This window comes from uncultured Subdoligranulum sp. (assembly GCF_963931595.1).
GTDB lineage: Bacteria > Bacillota > Clostridia > Oscillospirales > Ruminococcaceae > Gemmiger.
On the sequence record NZ_OZ007030.1, the window covers coordinates 2,850,056 to 2,864,382 of the forward strand.

16 protein-coding genes are annotated in these 14,327 nt (G+C 55.2%); 10 read left to right on the plus strand and 6 right to left on the minus strand.

The window, feature by feature from the left end; all coding sequences use genetic code 11:
• The first annotated feature begins 167 nt into the window (after positions 1–167).
• Positions 168–725 (plus strand): helix-turn-helix domain-containing protein, encoded by a 558-nt coding sequence (locus ABGT73_RS13585; protein WP_346670182.1) that lies wholly within the window; start codon positions 168–170, stop codon positions 723–725.
• Positions 726–818: 93 nt separating this feature from the next.
• Here ABGT73_RS13585 and ABGT73_RS13590 read toward each other — a convergent pair whose 3' ends face one another.
• The 5 genes from ABGT73_RS13590 to ABGT73_RS13610 form a co-directional block, all read right to left on the minus strand.
• Positions 819–2,570 carry an ABC transporter ATP-binding protein gene (locus ABGT73_RS13590; RefSeq protein ID WP_346670183.1) on the minus strand — a complete coding sequence of 584 codons (1,752 nt, stop codon included), beginning with the start codon at positions 2,568–2,570 and terminating at the stop codon, positions 819–821.
• A complete protein-coding gene (locus ABGT73_RS13595; RefSeq protein ID WP_346670184.1) occupies positions 2,571–4,373 on the minus strand; it encodes an ABC transporter ATP-binding protein in 1,803 nt (600 codons plus the stop codon).
• A gap of 92 nt (positions 4,374–4,465) precedes the next feature.
• A complete protein-coding gene (locus tag ABGT73_RS13600; protein ID WP_346670185.1) occupies positions 4,466–5,083 on the minus strand; it encodes a TetR/AcrR family transcriptional regulator in 618 nt (205 codons plus the stop codon).
• A 129-nt stretch (positions 5,084–5,212) separates the two neighbouring features.
• Positions 5,213–6,022 (minus strand): class I SAM-dependent methyltransferase, encoded by an 810-nt coding sequence (locus ABGT73_RS13605; RefSeq protein ID WP_346670186.1) that lies wholly within the window; start codon positions 6,020–6,022, stop codon positions 5,213–5,215.
• 28 nt (positions 6,023–6,050) lie between these two features.
• Positions 6,051–6,833, minus strand: a complete 783-nt coding sequence (locus ABGT73_RS13610; RefSeq protein WP_346670187.1) for a ZIP family metal transporter — start codon at positions 6,831–6,833, stop codon at positions 6,051–6,053.
• A gap of 395 nt (positions 6,834–7,228) precedes the next feature.
• Between ABGT73_RS13610 and ABGT73_RS13615 the strand changes: the two genes are divergently transcribed.
• From ABGT73_RS13615 to ABGT73_RS13635, 5 genes are all read left to right on the plus strand, one after another.
• Positions 7,229–7,504 (plus strand): metal-sensing transcriptional repressor, encoded by a 276-nt coding sequence (locus ABGT73_RS13615; RefSeq protein ID WP_087180278.1) that lies wholly within the window; start codon positions 7,229–7,231, stop codon positions 7,502–7,504.
• Between the two features lie 103 nt (positions 7,505–7,607).
• The gene (locus tag ABGT73_RS13620; RefSeq protein ID WP_346670188.1) at positions 7,608–9,482 is read left to right on the plus strand and encodes a cation-translocating P-type ATPase; all 1,875 of its coding nucleotides are present in this window, start codon (positions 7,608–7,610) and stop codon (positions 9,480–9,482) included.
• 355 nt (positions 9,483–9,837) lie between these two features.
• Positions 9,838–10,524: a class I SAM-dependent methyltransferase gene (locus ABGT73_RS13625; RefSeq protein WP_346670189.1), complete on the plus strand. Its 687-nt coding sequence runs from the start codon at positions 9,838–9,840 to the stop codon at positions 10,522–10,524.
• Between the two features lie 6 nt (positions 10,525–10,530).
• Positions 10,531–10,776, plus strand: coding sequence for a heavy metal-associated domain-containing protein (locus ABGT73_RS13630; RefSeq protein WP_346670190.1), 246 nt, complete (start codon positions 10,531–10,533; stop codon positions 10,774–10,776).
• 37 nt (positions 10,777–10,813) lie between these two features.
• Positions 10,814–10,957 (plus strand): hypothetical protein, encoded by a 144-nt coding sequence (locus ABGT73_RS13635; RefSeq protein WP_346670191.1) that lies wholly within the window; start codon positions 10,814–10,816, stop codon positions 10,955–10,957.
• Between the two features lie 197 nt (positions 10,958–11,154).
• On the opposite strand, the gene ABGT73_RS13640 is transcribed toward ABGT73_RS13635, so the two are convergent.
• A complete protein-coding gene (locus ABGT73_RS13640) occupies positions 11,155–11,550 on the minus strand; it encodes a metal-dependent transcriptional regulator (protein WP_164475022.1) in 396 nt (131 codons plus the stop codon).
• A 263-nt stretch (positions 11,551–11,813) separates the two neighbouring features.
• Here ABGT73_RS13640 and ABGT73_RS13645 point away from each other — a divergent pair, with 263 nt between their 5' ends.
• The 4 genes from ABGT73_RS13645 (at position 11,814) to ABGT73_RS13660 (ending at position 14,304) form a co-directional block, all read left to right on the plus strand.
• The gene (locus ABGT73_RS13645; RefSeq protein ID WP_346670192.1) at positions 11,814–12,365 is read left to right on the plus strand and encodes a DUF3793 family protein; all 552 of its coding nucleotides are present in this window, start codon (positions 11,814–11,816) and stop codon (positions 12,363–12,365) included.
• Between the two features lie 44 nt (positions 12,366–12,409).
• A complete protein-coding gene (locus ABGT73_RS13650; RefSeq protein ID WP_087394226.1) occupies positions 12,410–12,832 on the plus strand; it encodes a flavodoxin in 423 nt (140 codons plus the stop codon).
• Between the two features lie 167 nt (positions 12,833–12,999).
• Complete coding sequence (locus ABGT73_RS13655; RefSeq protein ID WP_346670193.1) at positions 13,000–13,863, plus strand: AraC family transcriptional regulator; 864 nt, start codon at positions 13,000–13,002, stop codon at positions 13,861–13,863.
• 168 nt (positions 13,864–14,031) lie between these two features.
• Positions 14,032–14,304, plus strand: a complete 273-nt coding sequence (locus tag ABGT73_RS13660; RefSeq protein WP_195279723.1) for a DUF6110 family protein — start codon at positions 14,032–14,034, stop codon at positions 14,302–14,304.
• Positions 14,305–14,327: the final 23 nt, after the last annotated feature.

The window sequence follows — 14,327 nt, forward strand, 5'->3', positions numbered from 1 at the left end:
TGTTTTTTACAAAAGCTAATTTTGAATAAAGAATTTTTTCTTGAATGCTGTTCAGATTTTCTTCCTGGCACTTAACTGAGCCTCGCTTGTGGGGGCTGACCGGCTTCGGTATAATAAAAGCAGAAAAGCCGCGGCATATATAGCACCCACAAAAGGAGGAAACTTTCATGGATCTGAGTCAGAAAACACTGGGGGCCAAGATCGCCGCTTTGCGCAAGATCAGGAATATGACCCAAGAGCAGTTGGCAGCCCAGTTGGGAATCTCCGCTCCTGCCGTGAGCAAATGGGAGACCGGCAGCTCCTACCCGGATATCACGTTACTGGCTCCGCTGGCCCGGGCACTCGGAACCAATCTTGATATGATCCGTTATTTTACCAGCTCTCAGGTGGCCATTGCCAGGGAGACACGGAGCATCCTGTGCGCAGATCTGAGCCAGAACCACACAGCACGGGAGCTGGCAGAGCGGTTCCAGGTTGCCGAAACCAGTCTCAAGAATTACTTCCGCGGTGTGTTTGGAGAAAATCTCTCCACATTTTTGCGAGAGGCAAGGATGCGCCGGGCAGCAGAATTGCTGCAGAGCAGCGAATTACGAGTAGCGGAGATCGCAGCACAGGTAGGCTACGAAAATCAGAGCAAATTTGCGGCGGTCTTTGTCCGGCGCTTCGGCTGCCCGCCGCTGGAGTATCGGCGCAGGGCACGGCTTTCGATTGCTGATGACGATTAAATCAAATGTATTTTGTCTTTTTGATTCAGAAAGAAGCCCACAGTTCTTTGTATCGGGAACTGTGGGCTTCTCTCATTTCTATTGCACAAAGAATTATGGCCTTGCCCCACTCAACTGCCACTGGGCGCTTTCACTCTGGAGCTCCACCATGTGCCGGAACAGGCCGCCTTCCGCCATCAGCTCCTGCGGGGAGCCCTGCTGCGCCACCTTTCCGTCCTTCAGCACCACGATGTGATCCGCCCCGGCCACGGTGCGCATCCGGTGGGCGATGACCAGTACCGTTTTGCCTGCCAGAAGCCGAGAAAGCGCCCCCTGTACCTTGGTCTCATTTTCCACATCCAGAGAGGCGGTGGCCTCATCCAGCAACACGATGGGCGCATCCTTGAGCAACGCCCGGGCAATGGAGATGCGCTGCCGCTCGCCGCCGGAGAGCTTGGCGCCGTTTTCTCCGATGGGCGTCTGATATCCCTGTGGCAGTTTACTGACAAACTCCTCGCAGTTGGCGGCCCTGGCCGCAGCCATCACCTCCGCGTCGGAGGCACCTCGCCTGCCCAGGCGGATATTCTCCATCACCGTGTCGTCAAACAGCACCACATCCTGAAAAACCATGGAGTAATCGGTCAGCAGCACCTCCGGGTCCACCGTGGCGATATCCACCCCGCCCACTTTAATCGTACCCCCGGTGATATCCCACAGGCGGGCGGCCAGCCGGGCGCAGGTGCTTTTGCCGGAGCCGGAGGGCCCCACCAGCGCAGTGATCTCGCCTTCTTTGGCGGTAAAGCTGACATCATGCAGGACGGCCTCTTTATCATAGGCGAACTCCACATGGTCAAAGACAATGCCGTGTCCCTTGGGCCGGAAGGTTTCCGCCCCTTCGGCGATGGGCGTGTCGAACAGAGCGTTCATCCGGTCTGCCGACACCTGGGAGACAAACAGCTCGGCGATCAGTGCCAAGCTCTGATCGAAGGGCGCATAGATCCGGGTGATGACCATCAGGAACAGAAACAGCAGCATGAAGTCGATCTGTCCGGACAAAATCAGCCCCGCGCCCACAAGGATCGTGGTGGCCACACCCAGCCGCATGATGACGCTGGCCCCGTTGACAAACAGGCCGGTGACCAGCTCACCGCGGATCATGACCCGTTCATGCTCGTCGATCTTCCGGTACAGCCCGGCAAGGTAACGCTCCTCCTGATTGGTGGCACGGATCTCCCGCACATTTTCCAGCGCCTCCTGCATCCCATCCGAAACCCGCACGGCGGCGTGCTTGGTCTGCTCCGCCTGGCGCTCAGTGAGCTTCCGGCTCCCAAACAGCAGGCCGAAGGCCACCGGCACCCCCCAGAGGCAGGCAAGGGCCAGCCGCCAGTCATACCAGAGCAGGCACACCGCGATCACGGCGGTGGATATATAGGAGCCGTACAAGTAGCCCAGCACATGGCTCCAGACATGCTCCATGCGGTTGACATCGCCCATCAGGGTCTCCGTCAGGTCGGCCAGATCCCGCTTGCCGAAAAAGCCGAGAGGCAGCTTGCGAAGCCGCTCCGCCAGACGCAGGCGGGTGGCCTTGACCTCACCGTACACCAGGCCGTAGGTGGCCTTGTACTGCTGGAGATGCGTGAGAAAGGAGAGAAGTGCAAATATCACGAGGCCAGCCAGCACCGGCAAAGCCGCAGGCAGGACACCGCCGGCCAAAGTTTCCATCAGGCCGGACATCACAAGGTACAAAATGCTGACCCCGCCCATGACTACCAGATTGACGATTACCGTCCAGAAGGTTCCCTTTTTGGTGTTCTGTACACCCTGATCCGTCAGGGCATATTTCCGTTGAAAGTTTGCTCCGAACATTTATTTCCCCTCCTTGCCGCTTTCCATTTTCCACTGGATCGCCCGATTGTAGTCGGCCCACATCCGAGTATACAATCCTCCTGCCGCGATCAGCTCCTCATGGGTGCCTTGCTCCGTCACCCTGCCGCCCTCCAGAACCAGGATCTTGTCCGCGCCCACCACCGTGGAGAGCCGATGGGCGATCATGATGACGGTGCGGTCCTTTGTCAGCCGTGCGAAGGCTTTCTGAATCAGCGCCTCATTTTCCGGGTCGGCAAAGGCCGTGGCTTCATCCAGCACCACGATAGGTGCGTCCTTCAAAATGGCCCGGGCCAGGGCGATGCGCTGGGCCTCGCCACCGGAGAGATAGGTTCCCTCGGTGCCGATCACGGTGTCCAGTCCCTGGGGCAGCTTTTCCAGAATGTCGCCGCACTGGGCGGCTTCCAGGGCAGCCAGCACCTGCTCACGGCTGGCGTCGGGCCGGGCGGCCCGAACATTTTCCAGAATGCTGGCTTTGAACAGCCGGTTGTTTTGAAACACAAAAGCGACCTGATCCATCAACACATGGGGATCGATCTGGCGTACATCCACGCCACCCACTTCGACAGTGCCGGTGTCCGCATCCCAGAACCGGGGGATCAGGCTGGCGGCAGTGGTCTTGCCGCCGCCCGAAGGCCCCACCAGCGCCACCGTCTCTCCGGGCTCGGCGGTGAAGGAGACATGGGACAGGGCGGGGGACTGCGCGCCGTCGTAGGTAAAACTCACATCCCGGAAAACCACCCGATTGTCCTTGGGCGTCTGGGGATGCTCCGGTACCGCCAGTGTCGGTGCGTCCATGACCGGCTGGATGCGGCCCAGAGCGGTGCCGGCCAGCATCATGCCGGAGGCCGCAAACATGATTTTGGCCAGCGCGGTGGAAATGATAGCGGAGAACACGGCGTAAAAAGCAAAGTTCGTTACAAATCCCGCATAATCACCGGAAGCCAGCGCACCGGGAGCCAGGAACAGCACCACCGGCACCAGAAACAGAAAGGCGCCCTCGGTGAAGGTCAGGTTGATGGACTGGGGCACACGGCAAACATCGCCCTGATAGTGTTCTGCCTTGGCGCTGTAGTCCTCGATGGCCTGCTGAAAGGCCTTGAAGGAGTAGACGGTCTGCTGAAAAATTTTGACTACCGGGATGCCGCGCACATACTCGGTGCCGGATTTGGTCATGCGGTCCTGAGCCGCCTGGTACTCTGCCATCAATGCGGCATTCTTGCCGCCCATCATGCTGCACATGGCGAGTATGGAAATCACCGCCGCCAGCAGGCAGGCCGCGCCCATGCGCCAGTCAAACACGAACATCAGCACCAGCATGGCGAGAAACAATGTAATCGTGCCTACAATGTCCGCCAGATTGTGGGCCAGCAGCGTCTCGGTATCGGCGGCGGCCGCATCCAGCCGGCTGCGGATCAGACCGGAGGCGTTGGCGTCAAAGTAGCCCAGAGGCGCCTGCATCACATGGGCCATGCCCTGCTTGCGGATGTTGGCCGCCGTGCGGAACGCCGCCAGATGAGTACACATCAGGCCCAGAAAGTAGATGAGGATACCGCCCACCGCAAAAGCGAAGGCGATCCAACCGTAGTCCGTCACGCTCCGGGCCTGCGTCCAGTCCGGCGCCACAGCGATCAGATCCCGTGCTGCCAGCCAGATGCAGAGGTACGGGATCATGCTGCATACCATGGACACCGCCGACAGTCCCAACCCCAGAAGGGTGAGCCGCCGATGGCTGCCTGCGTATCCCAGCAGCACAGACAGCGCATTTTGCTTCTTTTGCTTCACAAATACTCCTCCTTTTAAGGTTAGCTCTCGCTAACCGATTGCGTAAAAAGAAAGGGGCGAAGCCCCGATCTTACAAAAAGATTGGCGGTATGTTACTGGCCGATCAGCTTCAGCCATCCGGCGGTATAGAAATCCCGCAGCTGGTCCACATAGCGCATGGCCTGCTCCTTGGGCATGTCGTGGACGACGATCTCAAAGATGCCGTTGAACATCCCGCTGGCGATGATGTGACACAGCTGTGCATCCAGTTGGGGGCATTCATGCCCCAGACGGTGGAGCACCTCCAGGTATTGGAGGGTGTATTCCACTTCGACCTCCACCATATTGTGAACGAAATGCTCGTAGCTGGTGCCCTCTGCCTTGCACAGCAGCAGCTTCACCGGCTCCCGATGGTCACAGATGTAGTCCACCATCCAGTGGACACACTGACTGGACTCCAGCCCCATGCGCTCCGGCTGCTCCTGTTCCGGCAGCTCGGCAAAGGAGGTCTGGGCCTCCATAAACCGGCCCATCAGCGCGGCGGCGTGGGGTTCCACGATGGAGGCAAAGAGCGCCTCTTTGCTGGAAAAATAGCCGTAAAATGCGCCGGTGGTGACACCGGCCTGCTTCACAATCTGCCGCAGGGAGGCACCCTGAAAGCCTTTCTCTGAAAACTCCTCCATGGCGGCCTGCTGGATTTTTTCCAGGGTCGCGGTAGACTTCTCTTCCATCTGCGCCTCCATATAACAGTGATATATAACACTGTTATAATAGAGTCTACGGGATGATTTGTCAAGGGAAAACGGCCACCTCCGTGCAAAAACCGGCCGGAAAACTCCGGCCGGCTTTCGGCTAAGGCATCATTCGGTTGCCAGATGGATCATCCTGACCATCCAAAACCGGTCCGAAACCGCCATACTGATCTTGGTAGACAGCTTCAATCCGGTTCGGGGGATATGGCGGTAATAGGGCTCCTCGGCCAGCACCCTGGCCCCGTTCCCAATTTTCCCGGCCAGTTCCGACGCCGAGTCTACATAGAAAAGCATCTGCACGTCCCCGTGACCCACCTGCTTCATGTACTTTTTCCGCATCATGGCCATACCGCTTTTGCTCACGGTATCAAAGACGATTTCGATCTCTCCAAACTCTGTGAGCATTCGCAGGAGGCCCACGACCTTGCTTTCCTCAAAATAGTGGAACAGGCCGCCGGCGGTGACCAGAATAGGAGCATCCGGCACATCGGCGCGGATCTGCCTGATCCAGTCCCCGGCAAAGGCATCCCCGGCGAGATAGGTCTCCCGCTCCGGCTCCGGCAGCAGCTCTCGCCGGTACTCCACCACATGGGGCAGATCCACGGCATACCAGTGCGACTTTCCATTGTCGCAGCGGTAATAGACCGTCTCCAGGCCACAGCCGAGCTGGACGATCACACCGTCCGGCCTGCGCTCCAGAAAGGCCCGGATGAACCGGTCCATATTGGCGGACCTGGCGGCGGAGGCCAGCAGGGTATACTGGCTCTGTCCGTCCTGCTCCGGTAGGCCGGAAGGCAGTTTTTTTTTCAGTTCCAGCGCCTTTGGATCGTACAAAATATTTGGACAGTGCTCACTGGCATAGATCCTGCCCTGCATAGGGACAAACAGCGTGTCCTCCACAACGCCAAAATGGGACATTTGAAATCCTCCTTCCAAGCAACCTGACTCAGCCCAGCGCCACATCCAGCGTCATCATAAGGGTAAAACCGACTGCAAACAGAATAGTCCCTATATTGGAGTGCTTTCCCACTGACATCTCCGGGATCAGTTCCTCTACTACCACATAGACCATCGCTCCGGCGGCAAAGCTCAGGGCGTAAGGCAGTACCGGAACCAAAATCCCCGCCAGCAGGATGGTCAGGATGGCGCCTATTGGCTCCACTGCACCGGACAGCATCCCATACAGGAAGGAGCGGGATTTGGAGAGCCCCTCTGCTTTCAAGGGCATGGATATGATTGCGCCCTCCGGAAAGTTCTGAATGGCAATTCCCAGAGAAAGAGCCAGTGCCCCCGCCAGCGTGATACCGCTATCTCCGTAGAGCCACCCGGCATAGACCGCCCCTACCGCCATTCCTTCCGGAATATTGTGCAGCGCCACAGCCAGCGTCAGCATGGTCGTCTTTCCAAAATTGCTTTTGATGCCCTCGGCCTCCGCGCTGCCACGATGCAGATGCGGAATCAGCCGATCCAGTCCCAGCAGGAATAGGATGCCGAGCCAGAAACCTGCAACGGCGGGGACAAAGGACCACCGCCCCATGTCCGCCGCCTGCTCCATCGCGGGCAGCAGCAGACTCCAGACGGAAGCCGCCACCATGACCCCTGCCGCAAAGCCGGTCAGAGCGCGCTGCACCAGTTCGCTCAAGTTATTCCGCATAAAAAAGACGCAGGCTGCACCCAGCGTCGTCCCGGCAAAGGGGATCAGCAGCCCTTGCCATAGTTCAATCGGCATAATCTCCTCCAATCTAACCGTGAATGTATTCCGCAAAGTCGATCCGGACGATCTGCAGGTGCATCGGTCCGTCGGCCAGCTTTGCCAGCGGCTGACGGACGCAACCAAGAACCGTATAGGAATCTCCTACACGGAGTCTTTCTCGATTTTGTACTTCTCCACAGGCCCTCCTCAAAAAGTGTAGTGTCCTATGATTGATTATAGTTAGCTATCGCTAACCCGTCAAGTCATTTTCTCTATTTATAAATCATTTTCCCTCTCAGTCGCTTTTCCAGATTTATGAGTACATGGAACCAATCGCTTTTTATACCCCTTCCGACCCAGCTGCAGATTGACAATACACTGCAAGTTCGATATACTTTACATATACCCCTAATGGTATGGAGGCGACTATTGTGAGACAGTGCATGGATGCGGATAATCTGCACCGCAGACTCAAGAAAATCATTGGTCAGGTTCAGGCGATTGACCGAATGATAGATGAAGATGTCCCCTGTGAGGATGTTCTTGCTCAAATCAATGCTGCCAAATCTGCGCTTCACGGATGCGGAAAGGTGGTTTTGGAGGGGCATATTCGCCACTGTGTCCGGGATGGCATTGAGCACGGGGATGCGGATAAAACAATCGAAAGTTTTACAAAAGCTGTAGAACGATTTTCCAACATGGGTTAATACCAAATGAGGCAGCCGAAAGGCTGCTTTATTTCTTGACAAAATATACCCACATGGGTATAATATACATATACCCCCTACCGTATGAAAGAGAGGAACAATCATGAAAGTGCTTGTCAAAAGGCTCGAATCGTTATTGGAATTGGGCGGCATCAAAAAGGATATTATCTTTTTAATTATCTCCGGAGCTGCAGTGCTGCTTAGCCTGCTGGATGTCCGTCCATTTCCTTTTGATATGGCATGGATTGCGATTATCCTGTGTGGTATTCCGATTATTTTAGAGGCGATTATTGGTCTGGTCACCTCCTTCGATATAAAGGCGGATGTGCTGGTATCATTGGCTCTGATTGCCTCTGTTGCGATTGGTGAAGATTTTGCCGCAGGTGAAGTGGCGTTTATCATGCAGCTTGGCAGCCTACTGGAGGAACTGACTGTAGCCAAAGCCCGCGCCGGGATTGAAAAGTTGGTGCATCTGACACCCCAAACGGCTCGGGTGCTGCGCGATGGAAAGGAAAACATTGTTCCTGCTGAACAGGTGCAGGTTGGAGATCTGCTCCGCGTTCTGCCGGGAGAAAGCGTGCCGGTGGATGGCAGAATCGTATCTGGGCAAACCTCGATCAATCAGGCTGTGATGACTGGTGAATCACTGCCCGTAGACAAGACAGTGGGGGACGAAGTGTCCAGCGGCACAGTGAATCAGTTCGGCGCTTTTGAGATGGAAGCCACAAAGGTGGGTGAGGACAGTTCGATTCAGCGTATGATCCGTCTGGTGCAGAGTGCAGATGCAGGAAAAGCCAAAATTGTAGGGCTTGCCGATCGTTGGGCAACCTGGATCGTTGTGATCGCCTTGAGTGCCGCAGCCATCACTTGGCTTATCACAGGGGAGATCATCCGTGCCGTAACCATTCTGGTGGTATTTTGCCCCTGCGCTCTGGTGTTGGCTACCCCTACCGCAATCATGGCCGCCATCGGAAACGCCACAAAACACGGCTTTTTGGTGCGCGAGGGGGATGCGCTGGAGCGGCTCGCAAATGTAAAAGTAATAGCCTTTGACAAAACAGGCACGCTTACATACGGGAAGCCAAAAGTCATGGATGTTGTAAGCGTATCCGATCAATATACAAAAGAACAGATCTATCGTTTGGCCGCTTCTGTTGAACTGCTGTCAGAACACCCTCTGGGCAAAGCCGTAGTAAACTGCTATAAAAGCGAATACGGTGCGGAACTGGAACCAGTGCATCATTTCCAGATGATTCCCGGCAGAGGAGTTTGTGCACAAACAGAGGCAGCAGAACTCCTGGCAGGTAATCTGGAATTTTTGAATGAACATGGCGTCTTTATGGAATCGGTTCCCACAGTGGATGAAACGATCTGTAAGGGCGGGACTATTATCTATCTTTCGGCAGACGGTATGCTTGCCGGCTATCTCACTCTCTCCGATACGCTGCGAAAAGAAAGCGCAGATATGATCCATACGCTTTTTGAACTAAATGTACAGCCGGTATTGTTGACCGGAGATCATGAGAGTGCCGCAAACGCCATTGCAGGTCAGCTGGACATTCATGAAGTACACGCCAATTGCTTACCAGAGGACAAGCTGAATTCCATTGGCGCATATCAGGAAACAGGGAAACCCGTGTGCATGATCGGGGACGGCATCAATGATGCTCCAGCCTTGAAAAAAGCAGATGTGGGCATCGCTATGGGCGGCGTTGGCAGCGACATTGCTGTAGACGCAGCAGATATTGCGCTGGTAGATGACGAAGTAAAGGAACTGCCGCATTTGGTTGCGCTTTCCAAGCGAATGATGACAACGATCAAGTGCAATCTGACATTTTCTATGACTCTTAATTTTTTGGCCATCATTCTCGCTATCAGCGGGACTTTGAACCCTGTAGTCGGAGCGTTAGTACATAATGCAGGCTCAGTACTTGTTATAGCAAACTCTGCAATTTTATTGAATTGGAAAAAAAGATAAAGCTATTTCAAATTAAAAAATATATTAATCCAAAAGAGACTCCTTACCGGTCGGACACAAAGACTCGATACACCCTCTCCTATGTCATGCGCTGGATATGGAAACCCTAAGTAGTGTATCTACCGCCGCTTCATCACCGCCCGCTCCAATCCCACCGGTTGGTGCCGGTAAAGGCAGAGGCGCGAAAGAAAAGAATGACCGGGATACATGTCCCGGTCATTCTTCGTTCCAGCCTCTTCTCGTGATTTATCCCAGAGAATATGCAAAACCAATATGGCGGCATCTTGCAATTTCGCGCGACAAAGAGTATGATGTAGTTAGCAAACGCTAACCAACATTGAGGTGACCATATTTCATGGATGACAACAAACAATTTTGGGATCGGTTTTCAATACGCTATTCCGGCTTCATGCGCCGCTCTCGGGCAACCTATCAGCAGATATGCAAAGCAATGCGTCCTTTTCTGAAACGGGACATGTATGTGCTGGAGTTGGCCTGCGGAACAGGTCAGCTGTCCGTGCCGCTGTCTCCATGTGTCCGGAGCTGGGAGGCAACCGACTTTTCAGCTGAAATGATCCGTCAGGCCAAAAAGCAGGTGCATTCGTCCCGGCTCCACTTTTCCGTCCAGGACGCCACCAAGCTGCCCTACGGCCCGGAGAGCTTCGATGCGGTCGTGATCTCCAACGCCCTCCATGTCATGCCGCACCCGGAAAAAGCTCTGACGGAAGCCTGGCGGGTTCTGAAGCCGGGGGGATTGCTGTTCGCCCCCACCTTTGTCTGGGGCAAAAGCCGAAGCGCCAGACTCCGGCTCTGGTTCATGGGGCTGTCAGGCTTTCGGGTGTACCATGTCTGGACTGCCGGGGAGCTGATGGCATACCTGTCCGAGCGCGGCTATTCCATCGTTCGCCATCAGCTTCTCGGAAGTTCGTTGGCGCCGCTGTGCTGTCTGATGGCCAGGAAGATCCCCGATGAACGGACTGCGGCATGGCAGACCGCCGTCCGGTCCGCGCAGCTCGATCATACAAAAGCCAAGGAGGAATGAGAAATTATGTGGAAGTACACAGTGGAAGTCAACGGAATGATGTGCGGGATGTGCGAGGCCCATGTCAATGACGCCGTACGCAAAGCCTGCCCGGTCAAAAAGGTAAACTCCTCCCGCAGCAAAAACCAGACTGTGATTCTCTCTGAAACGGAGCTGGACACGGAGGCTGTTATGAACGCCATTCGCAGCACGGGGTATGAGGTCGGAGCGATCCAGAAGGAGCCGTACAAAAAGAGAGGATTGTTCGGTTGAGTTCATTGGCAGCAGCGGCCAGAAAAGAGGCATAAACATGAACACGGCAATACAGTCGTTTGGATATGGATTAACAGCTTTGCTGTTTTGCATCGCTATTCTTGGCGTGTGCCATAAAATCAAAAAAGCCGCCCGAAAGGTTTTGAAAAGCCAGCAGACACATAAGGATGAGCTGCCGTAAGCGTTTGGAGCTATGGAGCAGGTACGCTTGGCGGTGAACTTACACAGCAGGTCGCTCCTGATTTAAAAGCGCAGATCACATAAAATGCGGTGGAGGCCATATCCAGGCTCCACCGCATTTAATATTCCGTGCCAAATGGCAGGTATTCACTTATCGCGTTGCCGCTCGATAGCGAAGTCCGCCAAATTTGCATAGCCTCATTGCCCGTGCGCATCTTCCCGCATTTTCGTTACCTGCTCCAAGTGCGCCTGCACAGCCGCAAAGGATTTTTCGCTGATCACATGCTCGATCCGGCAGGCATCCTCGGTCGCAGTCTCCTCGTCCACGCCCAATTCCATCAGCATCTGGCTCAACACCGTGTGGCGGGTATACATCGTCTTAGCAATGGCAAGCCCGGTCTCCGTCAGGGTGATCGCACCGTCAGCATCCACATTCACATATCCGTCCTTTTTCAGAATGGACATGGCTCTGCTGACGCTGGGCTTGGTAAAGCCCAACTGCGCTCCCACATCGATAGCTCGAACGAAGGTGCTGTTCTGTGAAAGAATATAGATGGTTTCCAGATACATCTGGCCAGACTCGTGAATCGCCATAGGAACCTCCATAAAAACGGGTGTTTTGCATATTATAACACAGGCGTCCGACAAGCGCCATTTTTTCTGTCAGCAAAATCCGTTCGTCCTCTTGACAAGCGAATTTGCCCTGTATATAATTGTGTTAGTTAGCTACCGCTAACCAATAGGCGGTGGCTATATATTTAACGCATCGGTTAGCAATCGCTAACCACATTTACTGTCAGTTTTTCTATTTCGCCGTACAGTCTTCGAATGGACATGATTTTGTGAGGGAAACGCCTATGTCAGAGGATCTGCTGATTCGTCACTGCTCTCCCACCCTGGCGGGAATCAAGACGGGAAATCTTTTTTCCTGTGCCTGCCCCAGCCGGAAGGATCTGACGAAAGACTTGTGTCGGCTGAACAAGAAACTGGTTCCCAGAGGAATACGCGTCCTTCCGCTTCGGGTTCGCAAAGGCCGCGCTTTGATCTACGCCTACCGGCCCCATGCACTGGAGAGCGATCTGACCGATTACCGCGCCAGAGCCTTGCTTCTCAAATACGGCTATGTGCCGGAAAACCCCAATGGCTGCGTGGTTCACCTGATCCACCGGCTCCGGAGCGAAGGGGAATTCCCCCATGAGATCGGCCTGTTTTTGAGCTATCCCCCCGAGGATGTGCTGGGCTTTATCTGCAACCGGGCGTGCAATCACAAATGCGTGGGCTGCTGGAAGGTCTACGGCGACGAGCAGGCCGCCAGAAACCTCTTTGAGAAATACGAGATGTGCAGCAAAATCTACTCCCGGCAGTGGCAGCAAGGGAAATCCATCGAGCAGCTCACCGTGGCTGGTTGATGTTTCTACCATAACAAATCCAGAAAGAAAGGTCGTTGAGTCTTATGAGTAAAGTTGCAGTTGTGTATTGGAGCGGCACGGGAAACACCGAGGCCATGGCCATGGCGGTGGCCGAAGGCGCCAAGGGCAAGGGCGCCGAGGTATCTGTGATCACCGCCGCAGAGTTCTCCCCGGAGCAGGTCAGCGAGTATTCCGCCATCGCTTTCGGCTGCCCCTCCATGGGATCGGAGCAGCTGGAGGAGAGCGAGTTCGAGCCTATGTTCACCGCCTGCGAGGGCAGGCTGAGCGGGAAGAATATCGCCCTGTTCGGCTCCTACGGCTGGGGCGATGGCGAATGGATGCGCAGCTGGGAGTCCCGCTGCAACGACGACGGCGCCAATCTGGCCTGTGACAGCGTGATCTGCAACGAGGCTCCGGACGATGACGCTCTGGCGGCTTGCCGCGAGCTGGGCGCGTCGCTGGCCTGACAAAAACACCGCAGAAGGCAGGAGGCGCTCGTCTCCTGCCTTCTGCCTGTATCCCCAGTCAGCATAGGCAAAACCATTTCCGAACCCAGAGAAACAGGTCGTGAGAAATCATGCTGAAAGAATATTTATCGAGCCAGGGCTCCGCCACAGGCCGTTGGAGCAGCAGTATGCCAGGGGTGCAGATCTGCCGGTTTTCCCTGCCGGAGCCGGAGCAGGAACCTCTGCGGTCTGTCCCGGTGTGCGGCGCACCGCTCCAGTTTGAGGTGCTGTTCTGCCTGACCGGCCGCCTTACTGTCCGAACGTTACAAGGTACCTCCTGCACGGTGGAGGCGCCGGGGATTTTCCTGCTCTCCGACAGCTCCGCTCTCCGCTCGTGTCGGTACAGCGGAAACCTGAGCGGTGTTTTGATTGCCGTAGACGCCAAAGCCGCAAAGGAAAGCCTTGTGACGGTCTGCTCCACTCTGGGTATGAAGCTGGACACCAGGATTGTCAAGAAAAAGATGACAGCAAGAAATGGCTGCACGGCCCTGTGCAGCACACCTTGGACGCAGGCATTTTTTGAAACGGTTCGCTGTCTGTCCGAGCAGGAGCAGGAACGCTACTGTGTTTTCAAGTCGGTGGAACTGCTGTATCTGCTCTGCACCGAGGTATCTGAATCGGATAATTCTCTCTCCAGATCAGGCTGTCCAGTATCCCACAGTCTGTTGGAAGTCAAGGCATACATACAGACGCATCTGTCTGATAAGCTCACCATCGCGCTCCTCTGCAAACAGTTTTCCGTTTCCCCGACATTCTTGAAAGAAGGGTTTCGCCGCGCCTATGGCATGCCGATTCACAGCTTTTTGGTCCAACTGCGCCTCCGGCGGGCACAGGAGCTGATCTGCACCACCCGGATGTCCATTCAGCAAATTGCGCAGTCTGTGGGGTATGAGGGTATGAGCCAGTTCAACGCAGCGTTCAAGCGGGAGTATGGAATGACTCCCGGCCAGTACAGAAAAATGTCGGAAACCGCAACTCTGCGTCCGTTTTGACAGCGACAAACTCCCACAATTCCTGTTATAATAACCAGACATTCCAAAGTGATCAAAGGAGTGAGAGCGATGAAACAACATCGTTTTTGGGCCTGGGGCGCTGTGATTTGCATGATTATGGTCATGGTCACCGGCTACAAGCGGAAATAAGGGAAAGGAAGTATTGCGATGAGTGTTTATACGAAACTGGCCTGCTTTGCGGGCGGTGCTTTGTTTGGCTCTTTTGGCGTTAAGCTGCTGTCCAGCAAGGATGCCAAGAAGGCCTATGTCCATGTCACGGCCGCCGGTCTGCGGATGAAGGACTCGGTCATGGGAACCGTGACTACAGTGCAGGAGAACGCTGCGGACATTCTGGCATCCGCCAAGGAGCTGAACGACGACCGGACTGCAAAGGAAGCGGAGGAAGCCGCCGCTGCCAATCTGGAGAGCGAAGAAGCCTGATTGACCCAGAGGGAGCCGCCAGC

Excerpts from the sequence above, each read along its gene's own strand:
- ABGT73_RS13625 (WP_346670189.1), top strand. The coding sequence starts at position 9,838 with ATGGATGACAACAAACAATTTTGGGATCGGTTTTCAATACGCTATTCC.
- ABGT73_RS13610 (WP_346670187.1), bottom strand. The coding sequence starts at position 6,833 with ATGCCGATTGAACTATGGCAAGGGCTGCTGATCCCCTTTGCCGGGACG.
- ABGT73_RS13645 (WP_346670192.1), top strand. The coding sequence starts at position 11,814 with ATGTCAGAGGATCTGCTGATTCGTCACTGCTCTCCCACCCTGGCGGGA.
- ABGT73_RS13635 (WP_346670191.1), top strand. The coding sequence starts at position 10,814 with ATGAACACGGCAATACAGTCGTTTGGATATGGATTAACAGCTTTGCTG.
- ABGT73_RS13590 (WP_346670183.1), bottom strand. The coding sequence starts at position 2,570 with ATGTTCGGAGCAAACTTTCAACGGAAATATGCCCTGACGGATCAGGGT.
- ABGT73_RS13605 (WP_346670186.1), bottom strand. The coding sequence starts at position 6,022 with ATGTCCCATTTTGGCGTTGTGGAGGACACGCTGTTTGTCCCTATGCAG.
- ABGT73_RS13620 (WP_346670188.1), top strand. The coding sequence starts at position 7,608 with ATGAAAGTGCTTGTCAAAAGGCTCGAATCGTTATTGGAATTGGGCGGC.
- ABGT73_RS13650 (WP_087394226.1), top strand. The coding sequence starts at position 12,410 with ATGAGTAAAGTTGCAGTTGTGTATTGGAGCGGCACGGGAAACACCGAG.
- ABGT73_RS13630 (WP_346670190.1), top strand. The coding sequence starts at position 10,531 with ATGTGGAAGTACACAGTGGAAGTCAACGGAATGATGTGCGGGATGTGC.
- ABGT73_RS13660 (WP_195279723.1), top strand. The coding sequence starts at position 14,032 with ATGAGTGTTTATACGAAACTGGCCTGCTTTGCGGGCGGTGCTTTGTTT.
- ABGT73_RS13640 (WP_164475022.1), bottom strand. The coding sequence starts at position 11,550 with ATGGCGATTCACGAGTCTGGCCAGATGTATCTGGAAACCATCTATATT.
- ABGT73_RS13655 (WP_346670193.1), top strand. The coding sequence starts at position 13,000 with ATGCCAGGGGTGCAGATCTGCCGGTTTTCCCTGCCGGAGCCGGAGCAG.
- ABGT73_RS13600 (WP_346670185.1), bottom strand. The coding sequence starts at position 5,083 with ATGGAAGAGAAGTCTACCGCGACCCTGGAAAAAATCCAGCAGGCCGCC.
- ABGT73_RS13585 (WP_346670182.1), top strand. The coding sequence starts at position 168 with ATGGATCTGAGTCAGAAAACACTGGGGGCCAAGATCGCCGCTTTGCGC.